Below are 25,785 nucleotides of genomic sequence, written 5' to 3'. Positions count from 1 at the left end.
GGTTAAAAGGTTCGCGATCTGGAGAGGCGGTCACGGGCACCCGCTTCGGGGCGTAGCGCTTTTACTGCGGCAAACAGAAGGATTGTGAAACAATCAGTGGCGATAAAAGCAGATTAAAAATCAGCAGCTTTCTGGCAAAAATCGTTCAGGCGCAAAGGGAGGTAGTACCGGGCTTCAGCGACAGTTCGAAGCTGCGGCATTCAGAGCAGGCCACCCGCATGCTCATGCCTTTTACCACCATCCGGTAAAACTCCGCTGTGACGCGAAAAGCACAACAGAGTTTCTGTCGCAAAGGCAGGCGATGATGCCACAGCACGTGCGGTGGCAGGGAGCGCCACAGCAGGGTGGTAACAGAACCCTCTGCTCAGGGTGGATGATCCTGCAAAAGCTGGCTGAGTAAATTGCGATATCCCTGGAGCAATGCCTCATCAACCTCGCTCTCCAGTCGGGAAATGACGCTGGCAATAATCGCTTTGTGGCTGGCAGGTTTCCCGCTTTGCATCAGCTCACGGGTGACCACGGCCAGAAGTTCAGTTTCTTTCGGCGCATGGAAAGCCGGACTGTTAAAGTAATCGGTGATAGCCCTGGCTGCGCCCGCTTCATAATGGACCATCTGCACCTCCGAAAAGCGCCATTGACCGCTCAGCGGCTGACCGTTGAGTGTGTGTGGATGAAGTGTCTGAATACGACAGGGTTGCCAGAACAGCAACCCGCTACGTCGCCGGGAACATCCCCTGACGAGAATTTTTACTGTAGATGGGGAAAAGCGAAAATTCAGTAACGTTCCGAAATATTTTTTAATTCTGCTGAGGTAAAACTCGCCGCTCACCGATTGCCGTGCCCGCCAGCGACACTGGCGGCAGCGACGGGGCGATCAATCGCCGGGCCAGGTGGTGATCACCTCAGAAACGCCATTGATAATGAACTGCACGCCCATACAGACCAGCAGGAAGCCCATCAGGCGCGAAATTGCCTCAATGCCGCCTTTACCCACCAGCCGCATAATGGCACCGGAACTGCGCAGGCAAAGCCATAAAATCACGCTGATGGTGAAAAAGGTCAGCACCGGGGCAAGTCTGACAACCCACGGCGAAAACTGACTGCTGTCGTGAATGGTGGACGCGGTGCTGATAATCATCGCAATGGTGCCGGGTCCGGCGGTGCTCGGCATGGCCAGTGGCACGAAAGCAATATTCACCACCCGGTGTTCGCTCAGTTCATCCAGTTTGTGTTTTGCCTCTACGGAATGTCCGGCCTGCTGCTGAGGAAAAAGCATGCGAAAGCCAATAAAAGCCACGATCAGACCGCCCGCAATGCGCAGGCCGGGAATAGAAATGCCGAAGGTGTTCATCACCGCATTACCGGCGTAAAACGCCACGGTCATGATGATAAAGACGTAGAGTGAAGCCTGCTGTGCCTGGCGGTTGCGTTCGGCGTAGTTCATGTCGCCTGCCAGGCCTAAAAACAGTGCCACGGTGGTTAACGGATTTGCCAGTGGCAGCAACACCACCAGCCCCAGTCCAATTGCCTGAAAAAGTTCGAGCATGATTCTCTTCCTTGTTACATCGATCATTGCGCAAAGGGGGTATCATCATGCCTAATCTGCGTCAGCTTCTGAAGCAGATTACCGCCTGTTTTCGATTTTTTGCATTTGGGGCTTGTACAATGCGCAGCGTTATGAGTAAATGCCGCGTCGGTTTTGAAACAGACAAGTTATGCGAGCAGTTTTAGTAAAGCAGTTTTCAGTTTAAGCGTTATCTCTGATATCTCTTCTTCCTGACTTCCTTCTTAAGTGCCTCATAAGTCCGGCCTGTTGACAAACCCCATGCCCACTGTGGCTCAATAATTTAAGAAGGAAAGACAGATGTCTAACAAAATGACTGGTTTAGTAAAATGGTTCAACGCTGAAAAAGGTTTCGGCTTCATCTCCCCAACCGACGGCAGCAAAGACGTTTTCGTACACTTCTCTGCAATTCAGAACGGCGGCTTCAAAACGCTGGAAGAAGGTCAGAAAGTTGAATTCTCTATCGAAAACGGCCAGAAAGGCCCGGCAGCCGCTAACGTTATCGCGCTGTAAGACAGAGAATTCCTGCTGCTGACAGCAGAAAGCATCGATTGTGAACGGCCCCTCGCGGGCCGTTTTCATTTGTCCCGCTGACAGCGCTTTGTTCAAGGCCGCAATAATTTTCCTCATCCCCACCAGCTTATTTGCTAACCGCGCAACGCTTTTCCAGAATGAAAATCTGTCGGTCGGGCAGGAACCGCTGTTACGGCGGATAATCATTAACACCGTTCGGCTCACAACAGCTAAAAGTTTCAAACTTGTGACAACTATTCTGTTTTTCCTTCGCAGACCGCGTGCGCTTGTTACACTCTGAACTCGCACTTCTGCCATAAGGCCACATCCCCCGCAAGATGGAATCCTGGAAGGTTAACCTCATCTCCGTCTGGTTTGGCTGTCTGTTTACCGGGCTTGCCATCAGCCAGATTATCCCGTTTCTGCCGCTCTACGTTGAGCAACTGGGCGTGACCGACGCCAGCTCGCTGACGCTCTGGTCTGGTTTGATCTTCAGCGTAACCTTTCTGGTTTCCGCCATTGTCGCGCCGATGTGGGGAAGCCTTGCTGACCGCAAAGGGCGCAAGCTGATGCTGCTGCGTGCCTCGCTGGGGATGGGGATAGTGATCCTGCTTCAGGCTTTTGTCACCAACGTCTGGCAACTGCTGTTGCTGCGGGCGCTGATGGGGCTGACATCAGGCTATATCCCTAATGCGATGGCGCTGGTGGCGACCCAGGTCCCGCGTGAAAGAAGCGGCTGGGCGCTGAGTATGGTGACCACCGCGCAGATTTGTGGGGTGATCATGGGGCCGCTGATGGGCGGTTTTCTTGCCGACCTGGTGGGGCTGCGCACGGTTTTTCTGATTACCTCCGCGCTGCTGCTGACCAGTTTTCTGATTACGCTGCTGCTGATCAAAGAGAGCGGTTACCGCCAGGTGAAGAAAGAAGATAAGCTCAGCGGCAGCATGGTATTCCGTTCCCTGAGTCATCCGGGGCTGATGGTCAGCCTGTTTATCACCACGCTGGTTATTCAGCTGTGTAACGGCTCCGTCAGCCCGATCCTGACGCTGTTTGTGCGCCAGCTGGAGCCGGACGTGCAGAATATCGCCTTTATCAGCGGCGTGGTGGCGGCAATCCCCGGCGTGTCTGCGCTGTTGTCCGCGCCACGGCTGGGCAAGCTGGGCGATCGGATTGGCGCCCAGCGCATTCTGTTCAGCGCACTTACGCTGACCATCCTGCTGTTTATCGCGATGTCCTGGGCAGGCAGTGCTTTTCAGCTTGGAGCATTACGCTTCTTACTGGGCTTTGCCGACGGCGCGATGATGCCGGCAGTGCAGACATTATTACTGCGCTACTCCAGCGATCGTATCACCGGGCGAATTTTTGGTTACAACCAGTCTTTTATGTATCTGGGCAACGTTGTCGGGCCACTGATTGGATCGGGCGTTTCGGCGGCAGGTGGCTTTCGCTGGGTGTTTACTGCCACTGCGTTAGTGGTGCTGATTAACACCCTGCAACTGATGCTGGTCTACCGCCGGGGAAAAGCGCCACCGGCGGGAAACAGTCCGCTCTGAAAGCGGTTCAGGTCGGCCGCTCAGCGAATACTCAGGGTGACAGCATAAGCGTAATGCGAGTCGGTCAGTAAGAACTCCGGGCTGACCGAGGGACTCCACGAATCATCGCCACCGACGCCCATATGATAGCCATCGACACTCAGCCAGCAGCCGTCTTCTTCCTTCAGCAGATGGCGGTGGCTGGTTTTTCGCAGCTGTTCCTGGCCGTATCGGTTGAGGGAAAAATGGAAATCGCCGCGCACGGTGAGCGTGCCGAAGGTGAGTTCTTTGGTGCCTCCCCGCAGGCCATTCTCGCCGGGGAAGACATACGGGGTATAGAGCGAGTCAAGCGGCAGTGACCAGCGGGAAAACTGTGCGGCGAGGCGACGATCCGGATAGTTCTCGTGGGGGCCCAGCCCCAGCCAGCTTACCGTCTCTGCGGCCTGCCGCAGCTGGCAGCATAATCCAATCCTTGCCGGAACAGGCAGGCCAGCCGCCACCGTCACGTCAGTCTGAATATTCATCTCGCCACGAGAATTAAAACGATACTGTTTACGGCTGAGGAAGCAAATTCTGCCGTCAGACTGCCATGCCTGGGTGGTTGTCAGCTGAACGCCGTCAGCCGTCTGGTCATAGCTGAACGCCAGCAGTTCACTCTTCAACTGGTAAAAGCCTGCCCGCTGCCAGCGCTCCACCCAGGCGTTGGGATCCACTCTGGTCACTTCGCTGATGCCAATATCGTTATCCACGGGTGCGCGGACGAATGCATCGCGCAGCGGCGTCAGCAGCTGCGGTTGATTTTCACTGCACCATTGCACCAGTTCACCGCTCTGGCGGCAGAAGTGCCAGCTTTGCTGCTGCCAGCTGACAATAATCTCCGTTTCGCTTTCACTCAGCAGCGGTTTCTGTCCACCCTCTGTGGCGACGGGGCGTTGCAGCAGGGCAGGCAGCCGCCACTGATCCCAGGCTACGCGATGTCCGGCTTCTGACCAGGCCGTTGCCTGAGGCTGGACTATCGCCACGCACAGCCATACCTCACCGTTCAGTTCAGGCAGAGCCCCTAACTCCAGGCTTAACCGACCTTCCGCAGCCAGTGTCAGCGGCTGACGACCTTCCGCTACGGCTCTGCCGTTTTGCTCAATTCGCCACTCAAGCTGTTCATTATCCGTGGCGCGGAAAAGATATTCACTGGCAATGGTAATACGCAGTGGTGCGCAGTTTTCCAGTGAAAACTGGAAAAACTGTTGCGCCCGTTGCGCTTCGAACAGGGAAGGGTGAGGTGTACGATCGGCAAACACCAGTCCGTTCATACAAAACTGACGATCGTTAGGTTTATCGCCAAAATCACCACCGTATGCCTGCCACGGCTGGCCGTGTTGATCATAGCGGGTCAGGCTTTGATCGACCCAGTCCCAGACAAAACCACCCTGTAAACGGGGAAACTCACGGAAGGCCTGCCAGTATTTTGCGAAGCCGCCAAAGCTGTTACCCATCGCATGAGCATATTCACACAAAATTAACGGGCGGGTCTCTTCGGGCAGGCTGATCCATTTTTTGATCGCCCATTTCGGCACGGCGGGAAACGGCTGATCCTGATCAACTCTGGCATACATCGGACAAATAATATCGGTGGCGGCAGTATCGGCCCCGCCCCCTTCATACTGCACCGGGCGGGTGGCATCGTTACTTTTTATCCAGCGGTACAGGGCGTCATGGCTGCTGCCGTGGCCCGATTCATTGCCCAGCGACCAGATAATGATGCAGGCATGGTTACGATCCCGCTGCACCATGCGAGTCACCCGCTCGCTGAAGGCGTTAAACCAGAGCGGATCGTCTGACAGTTGGTTCATGGGTTGCATGCCGTGGGTTTCAATATTGGCTTCGTCCACCACATACAAACCGTAGCGGTCACACAGGCGATACCACAAGGGATGGTTGGGATAATGTGAGCAGCGCACCGCGTTGAAATTGTGCTGCTTCATCAGCTTAATATCGCGGATCATGGTGGCTTCATCCATCACCTGGCCATTTTCCGGATGATGTTCGTGGCGATTGGTGCCACGAATAAGTAAGGGTTTGCCATTCAGCTTCAGCAATCCCTGGTGAATTTCGACCTTACGAAACCCGACATCGAAGGCTTCGGTTTCCATCTCTTTTCCCCGTTCATCGAACAGCGTGATGGTTGCACGATACAGCTGGGGCGTTTCGGCACTCCATAGTTCTGGCTGTGCCACTGTCAGGATGAGGCGGGTGCGATCGCGGTAATGACCCCGCTCGTCAATAATCTGGCTGCTGAGCGGCTGACGCAGTCGGGCAATACAGGATTGTTGCTGCCACAGGGCGACTTCAACCTGACAGGCTTCGGCCAGTGGCTGTGAACAGACGGCCAGCACCTGAAGACGTGCGGTGTGATATTCGGCGCTGAGGTGTGTTTCAATCTGCACATCGCGCAGATGCAACACGGGTTTATGTAACAGGCTGACATCGCGGAAGATACCGCTCATCCGCCACATATCCTGATCTTCCAGATAACTGCCATCGCTCCAGCGCAAGACCAGCACGGCAAGGCGGTTTTGTCCTGAATATAGCACCGGCGTCAGATCAAATTCAGCCGGTAAACGGCTGTCCTGGGAGTAGCCAATAAACTGCCCGTTACACCACAGATAAAAAGCCGAGCTGACGCCGTCAAAAATAATGCGGGTCTGCTGCTGTGGTTTTTCATCGTGCATGAATGTGAGCGAATAACATCCGGTGGGATTCATTTCCGGTACGCGCGGAGGATCGACCGGAATCGGGTACTGGACATTGGTGTATATGGGCGCATCGAAGCCGGCCAGCTGCCAGTTGGATGGCACAGTGAGCAAAGATGTGTCAGGCAGATCCTCCTCAAGCCAGCCCTGAGGCACCGCTTCGGGCTGCGGGAAATAACTGAACTTCCATTCACCATTCAGTAACTGACGGCTGTCGCTGCCGGGGATTTCATCACGGGCATCCACTGCACGACGATAGCTGTTAAAAGGGGGATGAGCAGGCAGGCGATTAATCTGTGTCACGCCGGGGTTTTCCCAGTCACGACGACTTAACTGCTGTTGCAGGCTCAGAACAGGGGAAACAGAAGTTCTCATCTACGGTATCTCTGAAATGTTATCCGTTCACATTGACCTGAAATGCCATGGCTGTAAAGCAGATTGCACTGTTCTTCGAGGGGGGAACGTTGCCGATCCGGAAGGGAAAACGACCGGATAATCAGAGGATTTTTACTGGTTTGTGTTATAGAATCGTTAAGTGTGGTTACCCACGGTAAAAACGGACCTGATAAGGAGTTTTCTGCATTGTCAGCCTGTGCAGAGGGCACTTACTATCAGCGCCAACGCTACCATGAGGAGATAACGATGAAGCGGATCATAAAAGTTGTAAGTGTTGTTGCGCTGGTAACCGCTCTGAGTGGTTGCCTGTTCCCACCACCGGGCGGTGGCGGTGGCGGTGGCGGTGGCGGCGGTGGCGGCGGTGGCGGTGGACCTCGCGGTGGTTTCAGTCAGGGACCGGGTTTCTGAGTAAATACGGCCGGGGGAGTTCCCCGGCCGTATTTGTTTCAATCCATCATTGAAAAAGAAGTGGTACTAAATCGTTGTACTGGCTGACAAAAGCGCATTGGTTATAAAAGCGTCAGATCGATAATGAAAATATAAATTGCAGTTTTGTTTTATTTTGGTAGATGAGGTGTTAACGTCTGGCTTTATCTTCCCGAGAAGTTCGCATGAAAAACCTTATCGCAGAACTTTTGATCAGGCTGGCGCAAAAAGAAGTTGAGTCGAAAGAGCTGATGGTGCAGGTGGAAGCACTGGAAGTCGTCGTGACCGCGCTGCTGCGCAAACTTGATGGCGAACAGCTACAACAGATTACCGACAGCATCAGTTCAGCGATGGCAACCGCCGCTGAGGCCTGCCCCTGGAATGCTGCTGACTCCTCACAGCTTAACGCTTACATCCAACGTCTGCTGGTCTATCCCCGTTCCTGATATACCCTTCTGAGGATACAGGCACAGTTTTAATATTGTGCAGACATTACCTGCCTGCACGGCGGCGTTATTGAAGTAATGGCTTTTCCTGATGGATAATCAGAATAAAAATTTGTAACTGAACGCGCCGAATAAAATTGCAGTTGTCAGAATCTGAAAAATTTTTTTATATTCAAAGAAGCTGTCAGTAGTGAAATACTTCAATACGGAAAGTATAAAAATGATTCCTGATGAACTGAGTAATGCCTTTTTTGATTTATTCATCACCACCAACACGATATTCCATATGTAAACGCTGCCATACTTGCACCTGAAGCGACCCGAGTTTTTACATGCGTTAATGTAGCCCATGTAAGGGCCACATTAAGAATGATGGTAAAAGCAGGCCAAAAAAAGCAAATAACAGATAACATGCCGCAGCAGCAAACCACAGGAAAGAATAAACTTTCATCCATGTGCTTATTGTGATGCTTTTGTCATCAAAAAAAGCATATCCAGGATCCTGATTGGGCAGGAAGCTTATTTTTTTTCCGTGACTAAGTTTTATGAAGAAGCGTAAAACTGAGAACACACCGAAAAATCCAGTCATGTAATAAAACACGCAGGGGCCTGGTAAATTGTATTTTTCTCTGTAGGAAGAGACTAGTTTGTAATAATCTTGTCTTTTAAATAAATATATTACGAGCGACAGAATTATAAGGCAGCAGCCCAGCCAACCAAAAAACAATGACGTACCAGCTAATAATTTGTTAGTTATCATAGTATTTTACAACTTTATTAACTATAGCTTCCGTACCTGAGCTGCCAGCCCACCTGCGACCAATCCTACAATTGCGCATGCAACTCCACCAATACCCACTGTCGCTATTCCAATAGCTGCACACTACCCGCTGCAGCTCCCAGCATTCCACCACCCGTGGTGAGGGCAAACTTTGAATAGTCTTTCACAGCTATTTTCCGCATTCACCCTCACGCCCTTTCGTGCAGGCTTCAACCACATCATTCGTCACCCCGGCGAAGCCGAATCCAATCCCAATGAAACCACCCATCTTAAGAAACCGCGCCGCTCTGGCCGCATTACCCACGTAGTAAGAATAACCGGGAATGCCACCCAGCCCGGCCGTTGACCACTCATGCACAATCGATTTACTGGAAAGGTTTAACGCCCGCTTCAGATTCTCATACTGCCGGAATTTAACCATATAGCGCGCAAGGGATTTTAACAACGGTTTATTGACCCGCTCTTTTAGCTGACTGAGGAACTGATTACGCTCGACGAAAAACTGCTGGCCGATCAGTGTGCCCTGCGTACGGAACTGGTTCTGGTAGCTGACCTCAATTTTTTCAGGGTCTGCTCAATGGCCCTGAAATAGCGTTCTCCGACATCGCCCGCGGTGCTGAAAATCTTGTCTCCGGCACCGGTCAGCGCGGCAATCAGCCCGTAATGTCGGTGCATAAAACTGGCGTCGTCACTATTAACGCCGATAAATGCGGTATTGGTTTTATTCTTAGCCTGTCTCAGCGTGTTAAGCATATGCATTGTCAGCCGGGGGGGGGGGGGGAACTGGCAGACCACAAAAGCGCTGATTGTTTTCTGGTGTGGTGGTGATTGACTGAAATTTACCGGGCCTGCCCTGACCCATTCCGCCGGTTAATCTGCCTGGCCAGCCGATCTTTTACCGGTAAATTTCAGTCCGGATGGAAGCTTATCCTTTGCTCATTGTTTCGGATTTACTCATACACTGCTGCATTGCCTGCATAACCGCTGCGCGAAATCCTTTCTCTTCCAACACCTTTACCGCTTCGATGGTGGTTCCGCCGGGGGAGCAGACCATGTCCTTCAGTTCGCCGGGATGTTTTCCGGTTTCCAGCACCATCTGCGCTGAACCTTTTACTGCCTGCGCGGCAAACTGGTAAGCCTGAGCGCGTGGCATACCGCCCAGTACTGCCGCATCGGCCATCGCTTCAATAAACATAAACACATAGGCCGGAGCGGAACCGCTTACGCCAACCACCGCATGGATAAGGTATTCCGGTAACAGCGCGGCCTTACCAAAGCCGTTAAAGATAGCGACGATTTCATCTGCTTCTTCTTTGGTGACCAGCACGTTTGGCGTCACCGAGGTCATGCCTTCATTAACCAGTGCCGGGGTGTTTGGCATCACCCGAACTATTTTTCGATCATGACCCAGTACGCTGGCGAGGGCGTCCAGCGTTATCCCGGCGGCAATAGAAACCACTACCGTATCCTTATTCAGGCTGCCGGAAATATCTTTCAGCACGTTCAGCATGACCGCCGGTTTAACCGCGCCAAAGAGAATATCAGCGACCTTAGCCACTTCTTCCACGTCTGAAGCAGGGGTAATACCGTATTGCTGGTGCATCGCCTGATTCGTCTCGGGTTTATGGTCGTACACCCAGATGTTTTCTGCTTTGATCTGACCGGCCGACACCAGTCCCCCGATAATCGCTTTCGACATGTTGCCGCAGCCAATAAAGCCAATTTTTTTATCCATTGTCATGTTCTCTGTTGCCTGTAGTGTTTATCGGCTATTAGCTTAACCTGAAAAGTTTATGCCTGCCCGACCGAATGGTTGCTTACTATCACCTTTAATTTAGCCGGGTCTTTTATCCTCAGGCCGCCTTATTGTCCAGCAAACAGCAAACAGCAAACAGCAACCGGTGTGGAATATTGTCGCTGATATTCCACGTCGGTTGCTGTTAACATAGCCGCTGATTTATCTGCCTGTCACCGCGATATTTCAGGCGGACAAACAGAAATCCGTCGGTAACATCCCGGTGCCTGTTTTCAGGGCCATTTTTAGTAACATAACAGGAAACAATATGCCGATATGGGTGGATGCCGATGCGTGTCCAAAAGTCATCAAAGAGGTGCTGTATCGGGCTGCTGACCGTGAAGAGATCATGGTGACGCTGGTGGCAAACCAGCCGCTCAGCGTACCACCGTCGGCCAGGCGCTGGCTTCTGCACTGGGCTATGCCTTCAGTGACACCGATGGTCATCTTCAACACATCACCGGGAAAACTGTGGCAGAGATCGTGGCGGTAGAAGGATGGGAGGGGTTTCGTCTGCGTGAGTCACACGCCTTACAGGCGGTGACCGTTCCGGCCACGGTGGTGGCTACCGGCGGCGGCATGGTGCTGGCGGCCTGCAACCGGCAGTTTATGCGTGAGCATGGTCAGGTCATCTACCTGAGTGCTGAAGCCGGGGTACTGGCGGCGCGTTTACAGGCCTATCCTCAGCAGGATCAGCGTCCCACACTGACCGGTCGGCCAATTGCTGATGAAATGGTTGAGGTGCTGGCGGCGCGTGATGCGTTATATCAGGAGGCGTCGCATTATGTCATTAATGCGATGCAGCATCCGGATAAGGTGGTGGACGACATTATTACCCTGCTGGCGCTGGCCAGGGCCAGCTGAGTCGTGACCTGAAAAATGTATTACCGGCTGGCAGGATTACCACGAATTATTCCGCTCTTCTGGGAAATTTTAACCATTGTCTATACTGAAGGCACGGCACTCTCCGGCACAGGGTTGCCGGTACGGTGAAAATTTCTTAACTGAGAGAATTAATTATGCCAGGCAAACCCCCTTATCCTCGCACGGCCCACATCAAACAGGTGGAAAAAGGCACCCCAGGCAAGACGGTCACCTGGTATGAGCTGCGTGCGGACCACCCAAAGCCCGACACGCTTATCAGCGAGCACCAAACGGAACAGGAAGCGATTGACGCCAAATCGCGCTACGAAGACCAGGGAAAAGAGTAAGTCTCACCGGCATGGACGCCGTTAATCCCCCTTCTGATGCTTTTTCCCGCGTACGGTCATCCGACCGCCTCCAGCCGATGAATAGAGCTTGACCGAAAGCTTTCGCGATCTTATTTTCACCTTACTATACCAATATAAAATCAACTGCAACGCCATCTCAGACACAACTGGACAGACCATTGGCTCATTTTCTGAATAATCCTCCTTCACCCGCTCAATCCACGCTCCCGCCGGAAGCCGATGCTACGCTTAACATGCCTGTTGCGCCCTTTGGTGCGACCGGTGAAACACCTGGTAGTGATCAGGCGATAGCGAATTTTGCGGGAAGTAATTCAATGAAACACACACTGGCTACCGTGACGCTGGGTATCGCTCCTCAGGGGGATCTGCATCCTCTGCTGCTGGAACATTTGCCGGAAGAACAGATTGCGCATTTTGGTCTGCTGAATGGCCTGTCATCTGCTGAAATTGAGCAGCGATATGCCCCCGTAAGCGGTGAAAAAGTGACCATGACGCACACTGAAGATGGCTCATTTGTCATCCTCTCTGCTGATAAGGTCAGTCATGCCTTACAGGAGCTGGTTAAAACGCTGGAACACCGGGGTTTCTCAACCATTCTGATTTTGTGTGCGGGCGAATACAAAAATCTTGTTGCTGACCGTGCGGTGCTGATCGAACCCTACCGGATTTTACCGCCGTTGGTGAATGCCATTACCGGCGATAATCAGGTGGGCATTATGGTTGCGCGGGAAGAGTACATCGGCGAGCAGCGTTACAAATGGCGTAGCCTGACGATGAAACCGCACTTTGCCGTCGCCAGCCCGTGGGAAACCAGTGAAGACCAGCTTATTGATGCTGCCCTGAAGTTGCAGGAACAGGGTGCCGACGTGGTGGTGCTGGATTGCCTTGGCTATCACCAGCGACATCGGGATTTTTTACAAAAACTGCTGGGTATTCCGGTGGTGCTTTCAAATATGCTGATTGCCCGACTGGCAGCGGATCTGCTGGTGTAAAGCTGAGATTGCCGTTACCTTGAGTGGCGGTAATGTTAGCTCCGCGTCGCCTGACCGCCGCAATTGCCCACCAGCGGTGGAGATGCCCGCAAGGCTGGCGGCAGAAACGTTGTACGGACCCTGCTTTGCACAGGCTGTTTACTTTTTATCTCTGATTCTAAGGATATTGTTATGCTCAACGTCAGTGAATATTTCGACGGAAAAGTGAAATCAATTGGTTTCGACAGTGCCAGTACCGGGCGCGCCAGCGTTGGGGTTATGGCCGAGGGGGAGTACACATTTGGCACCGGGCAGCCGGAAGAGATGACCGTGGTCAGCGGCTCGTTGAAAGTGTTGTTACCGGGCGAGACAGAGTGGAAACATTACGCGCCGGGCGAGGTATTTAACGTGCCGGGCCACAGCGAATTTCATCTTCAGGTTGCTGAGCCATCAGCTTATCTGTGCCGTTACCTGAAAGACTAGCCTGATATCAGGCCGGGTGACCGGCCTGCCAGTGTCGTCAGCGCTGCGCTTCTCCGCCCAGTGCTTCCACGGTATTCGCGATCAGTGCAGCCAGTTCGCTGGTCATCAGAATAAAGTCGGCGTCAAAGCGAGCGGCGACGTCTTCCCGGTCAATGTCATCATTCTGTTCACGCAATGTGTCGGCAAATTTCAGACGCTTAAGCGATCCATCATCAGACAGCACCATCTGCACCCGTTCCTGCCAGTCCAGCGCCAGTTTAGTCACCAGCTTGCCTGCCTCAATATGAATGGCTATTTCATCACAGACCAGATCCTGTTTCTTACAGCGAATGACGCCGCCGTCTTCCAGCAGCGCTTTCAGTTCGGCTTCGTCCATCAGCGCAAAACCGGCTGGTGTGTCACCTGAACGCACCCATTCGGTCATGGTCAGTTCGATGGGGCTTTCCAGCGTCAATGGGACTACCGGCAGCGACCCCAGACTTTTACGCAGCAGCGCCAGCGTATCCTCGGCTTTCTTCGCGCTGGCGCAGTCAACCATAATCAGGTTATTCGCCGTGTCGATCCACAGAAAGGTCTGGCTGAAGCGGCTGAACGCGCGGGGTAACAGGCTGTGTAACACTTCATCTTTCAGCGAATCTTTTTCGGTTTTTTTCAGCTTGCGCTGCTGCTTGGCTTCCAGCTTGCTGATTTTTGCCTCCAGCGCCTGCTTGATGACCGGCGACGGCAGGATTTTTTCTTCTTTGCGGGCACAAATCAGGATCTGGCCGTTATTAACATGGGTCAGCGCATCACCACGTGGTCCCATCGGAGACACCCAGCCGGTCTTCGCCATGTCCTGGCTGCCGCAGGGGGTAAAGGTGAATGCTTCAAGTTGTTTTTCCATCTCGTCCACCGCCAGCGGAAGCTCGCGGTTAAGACGATATACCATCAAATTTTTGAACCACAGCATGGTGCTTTCCTTCTCCGACGCCTGAGTCATGCAAAATCAAAGTCAGCGCGCATGATAGCGAATCGGCAGCGGGGTTTCATTGCCTTTCCGCCTGCGGCCTTCTAAGGTAGCAGGCACAGAAAAAAATAATGAGGTATTACAAGTGCGTATTGGCATCGATTTAGGCGGCACCAAAACAGAAGTGATTGCGCTGGCAAACGATGGCGAGACGCTGTTCCGCCATCGTATCGCCACGCCGCGTGATGATTATCAGCAGACGCTGGAAGCCATTGTCGGACTGGTCCAGCTGGCAGAGGAGAAGACCGGTGAGCGGGGCAGCGTTGGCGTCGGTATTCCCGGTACGCTGTCGCCCGTTACCCGGCTGGTGAAGAACGCCAATTCAACCTGGCTTAACGGCCAGCCGCTGGATAAAGACCTGCACAGATTGCTGGGCAGGGAGGTGCGCATCGCCAATGATGCTAACTGCCTGGCGGTGTCGGAGGCGGTGGATGGTGCAGCGGCAGGCAAATCGGTGGTGTTTGCGGTGATAATTGGCACCGGCTGCGGTGCGGGAGTGGCGCTCAACGGCCAGTCTCATGCCGGAGGAAACGGCAATGCAGGGGAGTGGGGCCACAACGCCTTACCCTGGATGGATGAAGATGAACTGCGTTATCGCGAGGAAGTTCCCTGCTATTGCGGTAAGTCTGGCTGCACTGAAACCTTTATTTCCGGCACCGGTTTTGCCACCGACTATCGTCGGCTGAGTGGAGTTAGCCTGTCAGGCGCAGAGATTGTTCAACGGATGCAGCAGCAGGATCCGCTGGCCGAACTGGCGATGAGCCGCTATGAACTGCGGCTGGCGAAATCGCTGGCGCAGATTGTTAATATACTCGACCCTGAAGTGATTGTGCTGGGAGGCGGCATGAGCAATGTGGAAAGGCTTTACCACACCGTGCCGACGCTGATGAACAAATGGGTATTTGGCGGCGAATGCCAGACGCCGCTGCGCAGGGCGGTGCATGGTGATTCCAGTGGCGTGCGCGGGGCAGCCTGGCTGTGGCCTCAGTAAGGCCGCCCCGCATCGTTTTAGTCGTTACCCCACAGCATGGCATCGCGTGGCGCGCTGTCGCGCTGGTTTTTGGTCATCAGAAAGTAGATGTAACCGACGGCCATAAAGGCGACAAACAGCCCGCCAATCACCGGGTTAAACCACAGCATGGCAATCAGGCAAATGAAGGCCAGCACCAGCGCAATGCCCGGTACAATCGGGTAGCCTGGTGCAAGGAAGGTGCGCTCCAGCTCAGGCGCGGTGCGACGCAGGCGAAACAGGCTGAGCATACTCATCAGATACATGACAATGGCGCCGAACACCGCCATGGTAATCATCGCGGCCGTCAGCGTCATACCCTGAAGGTTTATCCAGCTGTCACTGAAAATAGCCGCAATGCCAATCAGCCCACCGGCAATGATTGCCCGGTGTGGCGTCTGGAAACGGGACAGTTTTGCCAGCCCCGCAGGCAGGTAACCGGCGCGGGACAGGGCAAAAAACTGGCGCGAATAGCCAAGGATAATGCCGTGAAAGCTGGCAATCAGGCCGAACAGGCCAATCCACACCAGCATGTGCATCCAGTTAGAGTGCTCACCGACGATCATTTTCATCGCCTGCGGCAGTGGGTCGTTAATATCCGACAGTTTGCGCCAGTCGCCTGCGCCACCGGCCATCAGCATTACGCCAATCGCCAGTACCACCAGCGTCAGAATGCCACTGATATAGGCTTTGGGAATGGTACGTTTGGGATCTTTTGCCTCTTCCGCCGCCATTGCTGCGCCTTCGATAGCGAGAAAGAACCAGATGGCGAAAGGGATGGCGGCGAAGATGCCGGAAACCGCAGGCAGCGAGAAGTGCTCGCTGCCTGACCAGCCGTTGGCGGCAAAATTAGCCAGGCTGAAGCCCGGTGCCACCACGCCCATAAATACCAGCAGTTCCACCACCGCCAGCACGGTGACCACCAGTTCAAACATTGCCGCCAGCTTCACGCCCAGAATATTCAGCGCCATAAAAACAATATATGCCCCGACCGCGGCATATTTAGGATTCAACTGCGGATACTGAACGTTGAGATAGGCACCAATCGCCATGGCGATAGCCGGTGGCGCAAAAACAAACTCAATCAGCGTCGCCATGCCGGCGATCAGGCCGCCGGTTTCGCCAAAGGCACGGCGGCTGTAGGCAAACGGACCACCGGCATGGGGGATGGCGGTAGTCAGTTCTGTAAAGCTGAAAATAAAGCAGGTGTACATCGTGGCGATAAGCGCGGTGGTGACCAGAAAGCCCAGCGTGCCTGCCACACCCCAGCCATAGCTCCAGCCGAAATACTCGCCGGAAATCACCAGGCCTACCGCAATACCCCACAAATGGATCGTGCCCAGGGTGGGCTTTAGCTTGCTCGTCATACCGATATCCCCGTCTTCAGTTTTATTGTCTGTCGATAATGCAACCGGTGTCGGGGGGAAACTTGACGGCGGGATAATGATTTTTGTGCTCTGCTGTCAACTTTCTGGCAGGAAAAGTGGCCGGTCAACCTGATGTCAAAACCGGGTGTTCTGCGGTCAGGCAGGTCAGCGTCTGCAACGCCATGCTGGTGGCACATCATGCGAAAACCGACGGAGCCAGACTATGACTGCCAGGCAATATGATTCTCTCGATAATGCCGCCCTGCTGAAACTTGCCCAGCAGGCGCTCGCTCGTTACCCGTTTGCCCGTCAGGGTAAGCTCAGCCTGCTTTGCCGTTCTGAAAATGCCACTTTTTTGCTGGAAGCGGGCGGTAAACGCTATGCGCTACGTCTGCACCGCGAGAACTATCATCAGCGTGCAGACATTGAAAGTGAGCTGCACTGGCTGGATGCGTTGCGTGAAACCGGCATCGTGGTGCCGCAGGCGGTTGCCGATATGGACGGTGAAACGGTACAGAGCCTGGCGCTGGACGATGGCAGCGTGCGTCATGTGGTGCTGTTTGACTGGATCGACGGTGAGATGCCGACCACCGAGGTGGATCCCCGCGCTTTTCAGCAGCTGGGACATATCACTGCCCGCCTGCACCAGCACAGTAGGCAGTGGCAAAAACCGGCAGGATTTCAGCGCATTATCTGGGATCACCACACGGTGGTCAGCCCGCAGAGCCACTGGGGCGACTGGCGTGATGCGCCCAACCTGCGGCTGGCGGACAGGCCGGTAGTGGAAGAGGTGATCGCCCGTGTTGACGGAGAACTGCAACAGTTTGGCAAAGATGCTTCCCGCTACGGGTTGATCCACGCCGATCTGCGTCTGACCAATCTGCTGTTACATAAAGGTGAGACGCGGGTGATCGACTTTGACGACTGCGGAATGGGCTGGTATTTGCACGATCTTGCAGCAGCGATCAGTTTTGTGGAGCACCATCCTCGTGCAGCCGACTGGGTGGATAACTGGATTAAAGGCTATGAACAGGTGGCGCATATCAGCGACGCAGAGATGGCGCTGGTGCCAACGCTGCTGATCCAGCGTCGTATTCAACTGCTGGCCTGGGTCGGCTCCCACGCGCAAACCGAGATGGCCATCAGCTTGGGGCCGCAGTGGGCCGACCACTCGGTGCGCCTGTGTCGACGTTACCTGGAGAGTGCTGAACTGCCGGTCGGTGCCTGATCTGGTATGAAAATTGCTCCTGCTATGGGATATCTCTGTAGTGGGGGCGAAAATGATGGAAACCGGTGTAATCAAACAGCCTGAAATGGCAACGGCGCTGAACGCCAGTTTTGCCTGCAATCGTGGCGTACTGGCCGCCGCCGCCAGCGGGCTGGGTGAATTTATCATGGATAAAGGCGGCGATGTTGACCGTATTTTTGGCGTCAGCGGCATCGACCCGGAGCAGCTTGCCAGCCCGACGCTGAGTCTGGGGTTGGTCAACTACTGCCGCGTAATGGAAGAAGCGGCGCGTCATTCAGGTTTTGATAACTTCGGTTTGCACTACGGCAGGCAGTTTAAACCACAGTCATTAGGTCTGATTGGCTATGTCGGCCTCTGTTCCGCCACGCTGGAGCAGGCCCTGCACAATGTGGTCAATGCCTTTCCGTGGCATCAGCACGATACCCTGACCCGGCTGGTGGATAAAGGCGACTGCTGGCGGCTGGATTATCAGGTGCGCCACGGTGCGATTCTCTGCCGCCGTCAGGATGCGGAACTGACGCTGGGCATGTTTATGAATCTTGTCCGTCACGTGGCCGGAAAAAACTGGGCACCGCGTGAGGTGCATTTTGAACATCCCCGTCCGGCCCAGTGGCATGAGCACTGTAAAGTATTTGATGCGCCGGTTTATTTTGACCAGCCCTTTAATTCGATGTTGATCGCCAAACGCGATCTGGCGCGAACCATGCCGGACAGCGATCCGATGCTGCTGATGGTGATGCAGGATGCCATTCGCCGTCTGAACAGCGCCGCGCCGCAGCAAAATATCGTCGATCAAGCCCGCGCTCAGGTTCATCTGCTATTGTTAAAAGGGGAACCGGTGCTGGAAGAGGTGGCAGACAAGATGGGGCTGTCCAGCTGGTCTTTGCAGCGTCGCCTGCGTGATGAGGGCCTCAGTTTTACCGCACTGGTGGACAAGGTTCGCTGTGAAATGGCCACCCACTATCTGCAACAGAAACAGATCCCCATCTCGGAAATGGCGCTGCTGTTAGGGTATTCCGAAGTCAGCGCCTTCTCCCGCGCCTTCCGACGCTGGTTTGGTATCAGTCCGCGCCAGTGGCGGCAGGATGAGATGGCGGGCCAGCGCCTCAGCGCGGGGTAAAATCAATCACCATTTGCGGCGGAAAGCCCGCAGGCGGCGGAGGCAGGTTTTCTGCGCTGCCGATCACGCTCCAGCTTTTAAGGCAGAGAATTTCATCGCCCTGCGTGCTGAGCACGGCATAACGCCCGTTATGCCAGCCAACCGTCACCGCACAGCGGCGGCCTTTATAACGTTCTGCATCATAAAAATTGTGCTGAAAGCCATACTGCATTTGTGTGTAGTACAGACACTGCTGATGCGTCAGTCCGTCCTGCTTTTTGCTGCACTGCCGTTCGGCCACGGCCTGCATCTGCTGGCGGGTGGGCGGTGGCTGTTTCTCACGGCCTGTCTGCGTTGCCGACTGGCATCCTGCCAGCAGCAGCATCCCCGGCAGCAGACAGCCTGCGATGATTTTTTTTCCTGACGCCATTATTCCCCTCGAAGTGATAAAAACGGACAGCCTGTGATGATAGCGCAATGGGTTGATGCTGCCTTACTCCAATACTCTGTAAAGGTCCCTGCTGAAAATCCGCATCGCCAGACTTGACGAGCTGCCGATAAAAGAGGTGAGGTAAGGATCCCATTTCACTTAACGCAGGATGCATTAATTATGGTTAAGAAAATTCTGATGCTGGTTGGCGATTACGCCGAAGATTATGAAGTGATGGTGCCTTTCCAGGCGCTGCAAATGCTGGGACATCAGGTGGATGCCGTCTGTCCTGACAAAGTTAAAGGTGACTTTATTCAGACCGCGATACACGATTTCGATGGCGCGCAAACCTACAGTGAAAAGCCCGGACACCGTTTTGTGCTCAACGCTGATTTCGCCGCCGCGCGCGTCGAAGATTATGATGCGTTGCTGGTTCCGGGAGGTCGTGCGCCGGAATACCTTCGACTGAATGAGCAGGTGATTAAACTGGTGCAGGATTTTGATGCGGCGGGCAAACCCATTGCGGCGGTGTGCCACGGTCCACAACTGCTGGCGGCAGCAGGGATATTGCGGGTCGCACCTGTAGCGCTTACCCGGCCTGCGCCCCCGAAATCCGTCTCAGCGGCGGCCATTTTGCAGAGATCGGCATCGATCAGGCGCACGTCGATGGCAATCTGGTGACCGCCCCGGCCTGGCCTGCGCATCCGCAATGGCTGGCGAAATTTAATGCGCTGCTGATGAAGTAATTCCTTGCTGACGGCATCACACTCTGTCACGGCCCTGCGAGGCCGTTTCAGGGTTTTGGTAACGCGTCCGGGCAGGTCCGGCCCGACACCGTTATCGCCAGCGGGTGTTTCCGGCCCCCGATTACCCGGTGCTGCGGGGGGTATATTGTCAGCGCGGGGGGCTGAAGGCTGACAGTCTGCGCTGATGCCACCTGCTCAGGCCATCGGTGTTTCCAGCTTGCTGTAACCCAGTCCGTTGATTTTTTTTACCTTAATCTGCACCGGAATACGTTCTTTCATCGCTTCGACGTGGCTGATCACCCCGATGGTTTTTCCACTGGCGTTCAGTGCGTCCAGCGCATCCAGCGCGCTGTCGAGGGTTTCAGCGTCAAGCGTGCCAAAACCTTCGTCGAGAAACAGCGATTCGATGCGGGTCTTGTGGCTGACCAGATCGGAAAGCGCCAGCGCCAGCGCCAGGCTCACCAGGAAGCTCTCGCCGCCCGACAGCGTGCGGGTGTCGCGCAGCGTATCTGCCTGCCAGGTATCCATCACCTGCAACTCCAGCACCTCCTCTGATTTGCGCTGGAGCAGATAGCGGCCGTGCAGGCGGTGCAGCTGGTTATTAGCCAGCCACACCAGATTATCCAGCGTCAGCCCCTGAGCAAATTTGCGGAACTTATCGCCTTCTTTCGAGCCGATCAACGCATTGAGATAGCTCCAGTCCTCCACATGTTGCTCCCCTGCGGCAATCTGCGTCAGCAGGGCCTGCTGCTGTTCACGCAGCTGGGCGTCGCTTTGCAACTGCTGGCGAATTTCTCCCTGCTGGCGGGCATTCTCCCGCAGTTGTTCCGCCAGCATCCTGACCCTTTCAATCAGGGTTTCCGCACTCTCCGGCATCTCTTCCGGCCGCTGTTGCTGCTGTGCACTGAGGGTTTTCTGCGCCTGCTCCAGCAACGTGGCGGCCTGCTGACGGCGGCTGTCGTGCTGCTTCTGTAGCGTTTTTAACTGGCTGGCCTGCGCGTCATCCAGCAGGGCGGAGACAAACCCGGCTTCATCGGCAAAATCACTGGCGGCAAGCGCATGGCTGAAGGTCTGCCGCGTCCCTTCCAGCCGCAGCGTCAGCGCCGCTGACTGTTCGGACAGTGAGTTAAGCTCACCGGCCAGCGTACTCAGCCCATCCTGCTGCTGTTGCCACTGCTGTTGCAGCGCGTCACTCGCCTCTGCGTACTGTTGCGACAGCTCGCGCAGCTGCTGCTGTACGCGGGAGGTGCTCTGCTCGCCAAACAGTGCCTGCCGTTGCTGGCGCTGTTCACTTAGCTCGCGTTGCTCAGCGGCGAGGCGCTTCTCCAGGCCCGCAAGACGTTGCTGCTCGTCAGCGATGTGTGCATTCAGCGCCTGCTGCTGAGAATCGAGCGCGGTCAGTTGGTTAGTCAGGTCAGTCAGTGCCCGCTCCGCCTGCTGCCACTGTTGCCACTCGGCCTGACGGCGGGTAAGCCAGCTGGCGTGCTCTTCCGCTTCCGGTAGCATCAGCGCGTGTTCGGCCAGGGTGCTTTGCAACTGGTGGCGCTGTTGTTGCACCGCCTCAGTGTGCTCTGTCAGCTGTCGCTGCATATCGTCCAGCCCCTGACTGAGCGTCAGTCGCTGCTGCTCCGCCAGCTGCTGCTGCTGTTGAAGGTCGTTCAGCTCATGCTGGCGCTGATTGAGCCGATCTTTCTGCTGCTGAAGCTGGCGGGCGCTCTGTTGCCATTGCAGCAACCCGGCCTGCGCCTGGTTTTCCTGTTGTTCCTGGGCCGTCAGCCAGTCAGCCACCTGTTGCTGGTCTTCCGGCGGGAAATCCAGCGCCAGCGCGGTTATCGCGCTCTGCCACTGTTCGCGCAGGGCCGTCGCCTGCCGACTGCTTTCGCTCTCCTCCTGCTGCAACTTTTCCCGCTGGCTTTGCAGATTCTTCAGCTGTTCACGCTTAGCGGTCCCTTGATCTTTCAGTTTGTCCACCTCTGCTCTTAGTTGCAGCAGGCGCTGCACGGTTTCTGAGGGCGTGACTGACTGATATTCGCTGACGGCCGGATGCTGGCTGGATCCACACAGCGGGCAGGGCTGCCCCGGTTCCAGCAGGGCACGATGCTGTTCGAGATCGGCAATGCGCTGCTCCAGCTGGAGGCGTTTTTCCACATCCTGCTGATGCTGGTATTTCTCTTTCCAGTCGCTGCGCAGCGTAATTAACTGCTGCTCCGCCTGCTGGATTTGCTGCCCGATCTCCTGCTTGCTGGTAAGTACCCGCTGACTGAGTTGCATAAGCTGTTGCCACTGGGGCAGCAGCAGCGCCAGCGCCTGCCGCAGTGGTCGCTGCTGGCTGAAGTGGCTGACCCGGGCCTGCAACTGTTCTTCGGTCTGCTGCTGCTCTGAGGCCTGAAGGTGTTTTTCGGCTTCGGCGTACTGCTGCTGTGCCTGTTCCAGCGCCTGCTTTTTCGGCAGGGCCTGCTGTTCAAGATCGCGCTCCTGCTGCTGTCGCTGCGCGAGGCGTTGCTGCTGCCCGCTGAGCTGATGCTGATGCCGGTTCAGTACGGCTTCGCTCTGTTGCAGCTGCTCAAAACGCGCGGCCCACAGCGGCAAAGCCTCTCCCCAGTGGGCGAAAGACGCATGTTGCTGCTGCCACTGCTGCTGTTGCTGCTGCTGTGCCCGTTTCTCCTGCTGCACCTGCTGATTGTGTTGGGATTTTTTCTGTTGCTCTGTGAGCGAATGCTGGTACTCACTCACTTCTTTCGCCAGCATTTCGCTTTGCTGCTCCAGCGCGCTGATGCGGTTATCCAGCGGCAGTACGCGCTCGGCGATTAGCGTCTCCTGTTGCTGACGCAGGTGCTCATGCTGGCTGCGTGTTTCGTTCGCGGTTTTCAGCTGCGAGGTCAGGACATCCAGTGACTGCTGCTGTTCCTGCTGTTGCCGGGTGAGGCGCTGCTGCTGCTGTAACGCCAGCCAGTCCTGCTGCTGCTGTTGCTGCTGCTGCCAGAGTGGCCGGAGCTTTTCGGCGGGTTCGGCGCGTTTCAGCTTATCCAGCTGCGGTTGATCCTGTTGCCAGGCGTTTTCCGCCTGGCGGGAAGCCTGCTCTGCCGCCGTGACGGCCTGGAGGGCGAGTTGCCACTGCTGCTGCCACTGCAACAGTTGCTGCTGGCGCTGATGTTGAGAAGTGAGTACCTGCTCTTCGGAAAGTCGTTGTGCCAGCTGGTCGCTCAGTACCTGCTGCTGTTCGTTGTCCAGCAGAGCCATGCCCCCTGCGCGAGCGCGCAGGGTTTCCAGCGCCTGGCGGGCGTTTTTATGTCGTTCGAACACGCTGGCGGACAGGCGACCATAGATTTCTGTTCCGGTCAGCTCCTCCAGCAGTTCGGCGCGGCTGTTGGCATCGGCGTTGAGGAAGGCGGCAAACTGCCCCTGTGACAGCATCATCGATTTGGTGAAGCGTCCGAAATCCAGGCCGGTCAGCGCGGTCAGCATCTCCAGCTTGTCTTTCACTTTGTCGGCAACGATCTGATTATCGGCACAGCGTGCCAGCTCAACGCGCGGTGCCTGAAGATTACCGTCCGGCGCGCCCCGTGCCCGGCTCTGGCTCCAGAATGCCCGCCAGGCGACGCCTTTTACTTCAAACTCCACTTCCGCCAGACACTCTGCCGTGTCGCGGGTCATCAGGTCATTCTGGCTCTGCGACAGTTTTCCCAGCCGTGAGGTTTCGTGATACAGCGCCAGGCAAATAGCGTCCAGCAGGGTGGTTTTTCCCGCTCCGGTCGGGCCGGTGATGGCAAACAGGCCATTGCTGGCAAAGGGTTCAGCGGTGAAATCCACTTTCCATTCGCCTTTCAGCGAGTTGAGATTTTTAAAGCGCAGCGTCAGGATTTTCATGGCTGTTCCTCGTCATCAATTTCTGCCAGCGTCTGCTGAAACAGCGCGGTGACGCGGGCCAGCTTGTCCGGTCCGGCCTCCTCTTCACTTGCCAGGCGACGACTGAACACCTCCTCTACGCTGAGCTCACTCAGGGTTTCGTTGTGCTGACGCGCAATGGTCTGCTCGCGCTGTTCACGACTGCGACGCAGTAACACCACCTCGACGGGCAGATCCTGCGTCATCTCCTGAATCCGCCGCTGCAAATCGTTCAGCCAGCTGCGGGTGACCACTTCGATATCCAGCCAGATGGTTTTCCCCTCCGGCGGCGGCTGAAGGGCGGCCAGCTGCTGTGCAATTTCCTCCAGCGTCCCTTTAATCATCTGCATTGGCTGGAACGGCGGAATGGTCAGCGGCTCTACCTGGCTCAACTTGCCTTCTGCGAACGCCACCAGAAAAACGCTTTTCTCTTTGCCCAGCTCGTCAAAACTGAGCGGAATGGGCGAGCCGCTGTAACGGATATGCTCCGTACCGGCAATGCGCTGAGCACGATGAATATGCCCCAGCGCAATATAGTCAGCGGGGGGAAAGGCCTGCGCGGGGAAAGCGTCCAGCGTGCCGATGTAAATATCACGTACGGCGTCACTTTTCGTCACGCCGACGGTGGTCAGGTGGCCGGTGGCGATGATCGGCAGCGCCAGCCCCAGCGCCTGGCGTTGTTGCTGCGCGGCCTGCCAGCATTGCTGGTAATGATGGGTGATGGCCTCCAGCAGGGATTGTTGCTTCTGATGGCCAGACTGGCCTGCCTGGCTGGTGGTGATGTCACGCGGACGTAAAAAAGGGATAGCACACAGCAGCGCGCCCGGCTGGCCGTTGCGGTCGGTCAGCAGCAACACCTGATCGTCGGGATGTTCGGCAGCCGCAGCAATCACCCGCGTATTCAGACAGCTCAGCAGCTCGCGGGATTCATTAAGCACCGCCACCGAATCGTGATTCCCGCCAAGGATCACCAGCTGGCATCCGCTGGCTTGCAGGCTGACGATAAAGCGATTGAACAGTTCGCGGGCATAGCTGGGTGGCGACCCGGTATCAAAAATATCCCCGGCGACAATAATCGCTGCCACCTGCCGTTCTGCCACCTGCAACAGCAACCAGTCAAGAAAGGCCTGATGTTCGGCAGCCCGACTTTTGGTGTAGAAAAACTGGCCCAGATGCCAGTCGGCGGTATGAATGACGCGCATGGTATCCCTTCTGTGCATAAGCAGAGCTGACGATTATAAACAGAGCTGGCAAAAACCCCAGCGGCAAAGGCAGACCTGGCGTAAACAGGATGTCGAAAACGCGGACTGATGGGTGCTTTTTTCATAAAACTGTCATAAAACTGACGCATAATGACGCCGCAAATCCCGTGACATCCGGTCACAGCAGCAGGAGCAATAATGGCTAAGCGCATTCTGGTGGTAGAAGATGAAGCCCCAATCCGTGAGATGTTGTGTTTTGTGCTGGAGCAAAATGACTATCAACCCGTCGAAGCGGAAGATTATGACAGTGCGGTCAGTCAGCTGATTGAACCCTGGCCTGATTTGATCCTGCTGGACTGGATGCTGCCGGGTGGCTCAGGTATTCAGTTTATTAAACACCTGAAGCGCGAAGCGATGACCCGTGATATTCCGGTGATGATGCTGACGGCCCGTGGTGAAGAAGAGGACCGCGTGCGGGGGCTGGAAGTGGGCGCGGATGACTATATCACCAAGCCGTTCTCGCCGAAGGAACTGATTGCCCGCATTAAAGCGGTGATGCGCCGTATTTCACCGATGGCGGTGGAAGAGGTGATTGAAATACAGGGACTGAGTCTCGATCCCTCCTCACACAGGGTGATGTCAGAAACGCAGCCGCTGGAGATGGGGCCAACCGAGTATAAGCTGCTGCACTTTTTTATGACCCATCCGGAGCGGGTCTACAGCCGTGAACAGTTGCTTAATCACGTCTGGGGCACTAACGTGTACGTCGAAGATCGCACCGTTGATGTGCATATTCGTCGCTTACGCAAAGCGCTTGAGGTCAGCGGGCACGATCGCATGGTACAAACGGTTCGCGGGACAGGTTACCGTTTCTCAGCACGTTACTGATCGTTTGCACTGGAG

The 25,785-nt window shown here is 55.4% G+C and carries 20 protein-coding genes and 4 pseudogenes; 14 read left to right on the top strand and 10 right to left on the bottom strand.

Annotated features, from left to right (window positions below; translation table 11 throughout):
• Nucleotides 1–364 precede the first annotated feature (364 nt).
• Together AC3RPL_RS15260 and AC3RPL_RS15255 are read right to left on the bottom strand one after the other, a co-directional pair.
• The gene (locus AC3RPL_RS15260) at nt 365–613 is read right to left on the bottom strand and encodes a biofilm development regulator YmgB/AriR family protein (RefSeq protein ID WP_034933955.1); all 249 of its coding nucleotides are present in this window, start codon (nt 611–613) and stop codon (nt 365–367) included.
• A 261-nt stretch (nt 614–874) separates the two neighbouring features.
• Nucleotides 875–1,546, bottom strand: coding sequence for a MarC family NAAT transporter (locus AC3RPL_RS15255; RefSeq protein ID WP_490740616.1), 672 nt, complete (start codon nt 1,544–1,546; stop codon nt 875–877).
• 318 nt (nt 1,547–1,864) lie between these two features.
• Here AC3RPL_RS15255 and cspE point away from each other — a divergent pair, with 318 nt between their 5' ends.
• Nucleotides 1,865–2,077, top strand: a complete 213-nt coding sequence (gene cspE / locus AC3RPL_RS15250) for a transcription antiterminator/RNA stability regulator CspE (RefSeq protein WP_034933654.1) — start codon at nt 1,865–1,867, stop codon at nt 2,075–2,077.
• A 338-nt stretch (nt 2,078–2,415) separates the two neighbouring features.
• A complete protein-coding gene (locus AC3RPL_RS15245; RefSeq protein ID WP_490740615.1) occupies nt 2,416–3,630 on the top strand; it encodes a multidrug efflux MFS transporter in 1,215 nt (404 codons plus the stop codon).
• 20 nt (nt 3,631–3,650) lie between these two features.
• Here the strand turns inward: AC3RPL_RS15245 and AC3RPL_RS15240 are convergent, their stop codons facing one another.
• Nucleotides 3,651–6,734, bottom strand: coding sequence for a beta-galactosidase (locus AC3RPL_RS15240; protein WP_490740614.1), 3,084 nt, complete (start codon nt 6,732–6,734; stop codon nt 3,651–3,653).
• A gap of 267 nt (nt 6,735–7,001) precedes the next feature.
• On the opposite strand from AC3RPL_RS15240, the gene AC3RPL_RS15235 reads away from it, so the two are divergent.
• Nucleotides 7,002–7,163, top strand: a complete 162-nt coding sequence (locus AC3RPL_RS15235) for a hypothetical protein (protein WP_490740613.1) — start codon at nt 7,002–7,004, stop codon at nt 7,161–7,163.
• Between the two features lie 203 nt (nt 7,164–7,366).
• On the top strand, nt 7,367–7,627 hold the full coding sequence (iraP, locus tag AC3RPL_RS15230) for an anti-adapter protein IraP (protein WP_490740612.1): 261 nt from the start codon (nt 7,367–7,369) through the stop codon (nt 7,625–7,627).
• A 781-nt stretch (nt 7,628–8,408) separates the two neighbouring features.
• Here the strand turns inward: iraP and AC3RPL_RS15225 are convergent.
• Both AC3RPL_RS15225 and proC read right to left on the bottom strand, forming a co-directional pair.
• Nucleotides 8,409–9,167 (bottom strand): annotated as a pseudogene (locus AC3RPL_RS15225) (hypothetical protein).
• A gap of 166 nt (nt 9,168–9,333) precedes the next feature.
• The gene (gene proC, locus AC3RPL_RS15220; protein ID WP_490740611.1) at nt 9,334–10,143 is read right to left on the bottom strand and encodes a pyrroline-5-carboxylate reductase; all 810 of its coding nucleotides are present in this window, start codon (nt 10,141–10,143) and stop codon (nt 9,334–9,336) included.
• A gap of 328 nt (nt 10,144–10,471) precedes the next feature.
• Here proC and AC3RPL_RS15215 point away from each other — a divergent pair.
• The 5 genes and pseudogenes from AC3RPL_RS15215 to ppnP form a co-directional block, all read left to right on the top strand.
• Nucleotides 10,472–10,597, top strand: a pseudogene (locus AC3RPL_RS15215) (DUF188 domain-containing protein); the annotation flags it as partial.
• A pseudogene (aroL, locus tag AC3RPL_RS15210) lies at nt 10,585–11,067 on the top strand (shikimate kinase AroL); the annotation flags it as partial. The pseudogenes AC3RPL_RS15215 and aroL, both read left to right, overlap by 13 nt.
• A gap of 155 nt (nt 11,068–11,222) precedes the next feature.
• On the top strand, nt 11,223–11,414 hold the full coding sequence (locus tag AC3RPL_RS15205; RefSeq protein WP_261641428.1) for a YaiA family protein: 192 nt from the start codon (nt 11,223–11,225) through the stop codon (nt 11,412–11,414).
• A 179-nt stretch (nt 11,415–11,593) separates the two neighbouring features.
• Nucleotides 11,594–12,427 (top strand): AroM family protein, encoded by an 834-nt coding sequence (locus AC3RPL_RS15200; RefSeq protein ID WP_490740610.1) that lies wholly within the window; start codon nt 11,594–11,596, stop codon nt 12,425–12,427.
• 171 nt (nt 12,428–12,598) lie between these two features.
• Complete coding sequence (gene ppnP, locus AC3RPL_RS15195; protein WP_034933617.1) at nt 12,599–12,889, top strand: pyrimidine/purine nucleoside phosphorylase; 291 nt, start codon at nt 12,599–12,601, stop codon at nt 12,887–12,889.
• 37 nt (nt 12,890–12,926) lie between these two features.
• Here ppnP and rdgC read toward each other — a convergent pair whose 3' ends face one another.
• Nucleotides 12,927–13,838: a recombination-associated protein RdgC gene (gene rdgC / locus AC3RPL_RS15190; RefSeq protein ID WP_490740609.1), complete on the bottom strand. Its 912-nt coding sequence runs from the start codon at nt 13,836–13,838 to the stop codon at nt 12,927–12,929.
• 142 nt (nt 13,839–13,980) lie between these two features.
• Between rdgC and mak the strand changes: the two genes are divergently transcribed.
• Nucleotides 13,981–14,886, top strand: a complete 906-nt coding sequence (gene mak / locus AC3RPL_RS15185; RefSeq protein ID WP_034933610.1) for a fructokinase — start codon at nt 13,981–13,983, stop codon at nt 14,884–14,886.
• A 17-nt stretch (nt 14,887–14,903) separates the two neighbouring features.
• Here mak and eat read toward each other — a convergent pair whose 3' ends face one another.
• The gene (gene eat / locus AC3RPL_RS15180; RefSeq protein ID WP_034933607.1) at nt 14,904–16,271 is read right to left on the bottom strand and encodes an ethanolamine permease; all 1,368 of its coding nucleotides are present in this window, start codon (nt 16,269–16,271) and stop codon (nt 14,904–14,906) included.
• A gap of 223 nt (nt 16,272–16,494) precedes the next feature.
• Between eat and AC3RPL_RS15175 the strand changes: the two genes are divergently transcribed.
• Both AC3RPL_RS15175 and qhpR read left to right on the top strand, forming a co-directional pair.
• Nucleotides 16,495–17,499, top strand: coding sequence for a phosphotransferase enzyme family protein (locus AC3RPL_RS15175; RefSeq protein ID WP_490740608.1), 1,005 nt, complete (start codon nt 16,495–16,497; stop codon nt 17,497–17,499).
• Nucleotides 17,500–17,554: 55 nt separating this feature from the next.
• A complete protein-coding gene (qhpR, locus tag AC3RPL_RS15170; protein WP_379889845.1) occupies nt 17,555–18,640 on the top strand; it encodes an AraC-like transcriptional regulator QhpR in 1,086 nt (361 codons plus the stop codon).
• Here qhpR and AC3RPL_RS15165 read toward each other — a convergent pair.
• Nucleotides 18,627–19,049, bottom strand: a complete 423-nt coding sequence (locus tag AC3RPL_RS15165) for a cell envelope integrity TolA C-terminal domain-containing protein (RefSeq protein WP_490740607.1) — start codon at nt 19,047–19,049, stop codon at nt 18,627–18,629. The two genes, qhpR and AC3RPL_RS15165, sit on opposite strands and share 14 nt — an antisense overlap.
• Nucleotides 19,050–19,229: 180 nt before the next feature.
• Between AC3RPL_RS15165 and AC3RPL_RS15160 the strand changes: the two are divergent.
• Nucleotides 19,230–19,795, top strand: a pseudogene (locus tag AC3RPL_RS15160) (DJ-1/PfpI family protein).
• A 195-nt stretch (nt 19,796–19,990) separates the two neighbouring features.
• Here AC3RPL_RS15160 and AC3RPL_RS15155 read toward each other — a convergent pair.
• Both AC3RPL_RS15155 and sbcD read right to left on the bottom strand, forming a co-directional pair.
• Entirely contained in the window at nt 19,991–23,662 is a 3,672-nt protein-coding gene (locus tag AC3RPL_RS15155; RefSeq protein WP_490740606.1) for an AAA family ATPase, read from the bottom strand.
• Nucleotides 23,659–24,882, bottom strand: coding sequence for an exonuclease subunit SbcD (gene sbcD / locus AC3RPL_RS15150; protein ID WP_490740605.1), 1,224 nt, complete (start codon nt 24,880–24,882; stop codon nt 23,659–23,661). The genes AC3RPL_RS15155 and sbcD overlap by 4 nt, the downstream gene beginning before the upstream one ends.
• A 198-nt stretch (nt 24,883–25,080) precedes the next feature.
• Here sbcD and phoB point away from each other — a divergent pair, with 198 nt between their 5' ends.
• Nucleotides 25,081–25,770, top strand: a complete 690-nt coding sequence (gene phoB / locus AC3RPL_RS15145) for a phosphate response regulator transcription factor PhoB (RefSeq protein ID WP_034933591.1) — start codon at nt 25,081–25,083, stop codon at nt 25,768–25,770.
• Nucleotides 25,771–25,785: the final 15 nt, after the last annotated feature.

Source organism: Erwinia papayae (assembly GCF_058241465.1).
Note: the sequence above shows the minus strand (reverse complement) of the source record. Positions and strands in the feature narration are given on the sequence as shown.

Coding starts and splice junctions, on each gene's coding strand:
- AC3RPL_RS15260 (WP_034933955.1), bottom strand. CDS start 613: ATGGTCCATTATGAAGCGGGCGCAGCCAGGGCTATCACCGATTACTTT.
- AC3RPL_RS15255 (WP_490740616.1), bottom strand. CDS start 1,546: ATGCTCGAACTTTTTCAGGCAATTGGACTGGGGCTGGTGGTGTTGCTG.
- cspE (WP_034933654.1), top strand. CDS start 1,865: ATGTCTAACAAAATGACTGGTTTAGTAAAATGGTTCAACGCTGAAAAA.
- AC3RPL_RS15245 (WP_490740615.1), top strand. CDS start 2,416: ATGGAATCCTGGAAGGTTAACCTCATCTCCGTCTGGTTTGGCTGTCTG.
- AC3RPL_RS15240 (WP_490740614.1), bottom strand. CDS start 6,734: ATGAGAACTTCTGTTTCCCCTGTTCTGAGCCTGCAACAGCAGTTAAGT.
- AC3RPL_RS15235 (WP_490740613.1), top strand. CDS start 7,002: ATGAAGCGGATCATAAAAGTTGTAAGTGTTGTTGCGCTGGTAACCGCT.
- iraP (WP_490740612.1), top strand. CDS start 7,367: ATGAAAAACCTTATCGCAGAACTTTTGATCAGGCTGGCGCAAAAAGAA.
- proC (WP_490740611.1), bottom strand. CDS start 10,143: ATGGATAAAAAAATTGGCTTTATTGGCTGCGGCAACATGTCGAAAGCG.
- AC3RPL_RS15205 (WP_261641428.1), top strand. CDS start 11,223: ATGCCAGGCAAACCCCCTTATCCTCGCACGGCCCACATCAAACAGGTG.
- ppnP (WP_034933617.1), top strand. CDS start 12,599: ATGCTCAACGTCAGTGAATATTTCGACGGAAAAGTGAAATCAATTGGT.
- rdgC (WP_490740609.1), bottom strand. CDS start 13,838: ATGCTGTGGTTCAAAAATTTGATGGTATATCGTCTTAACCGCGAGCTT.
- eat (WP_034933607.1), bottom strand. CDS start 16,271: ATGACGAGCAAGCTAAAGCCCACCCTGGGCACGATCCATTTGTGGGGT.
- AC3RPL_RS15175 (WP_490740608.1), top strand. CDS start 16,495: ATGACTGCCAGGCAATATGATTCTCTCGATAATGCCGCCCTGCTGAAA.
- qhpR (WP_379889845.1), top strand. CDS start 17,555: ATGGAAACCGGTGTAATCAAACAGCCTGAAATGGCAACGGCGCTGAAC.
- AC3RPL_RS15165 (WP_490740607.1), bottom strand. CDS start 19,049: ATGGCGTCAGGAAAAAAAATCATCGCAGGCTGTCTGCTGCCGGGGATG.
- AC3RPL_RS15155 (WP_490740606.1), bottom strand. CDS start 23,662: ATGAAAATCCTGACGCTGCGCTTTAAAAATCTCAACTCGCTGAAAGGC.
- sbcD (WP_490740605.1), bottom strand. CDS start 24,882: ATGCGCGTCATTCATACCGCCGACTGGCATCTGGGCCAGTTTTTCTAC.
- phoB (WP_034933591.1), top strand. CDS start 25,081: ATGGCTAAGCGCATTCTGGTGGTAGAAGATGAAGCCCCAATCCGTGAG.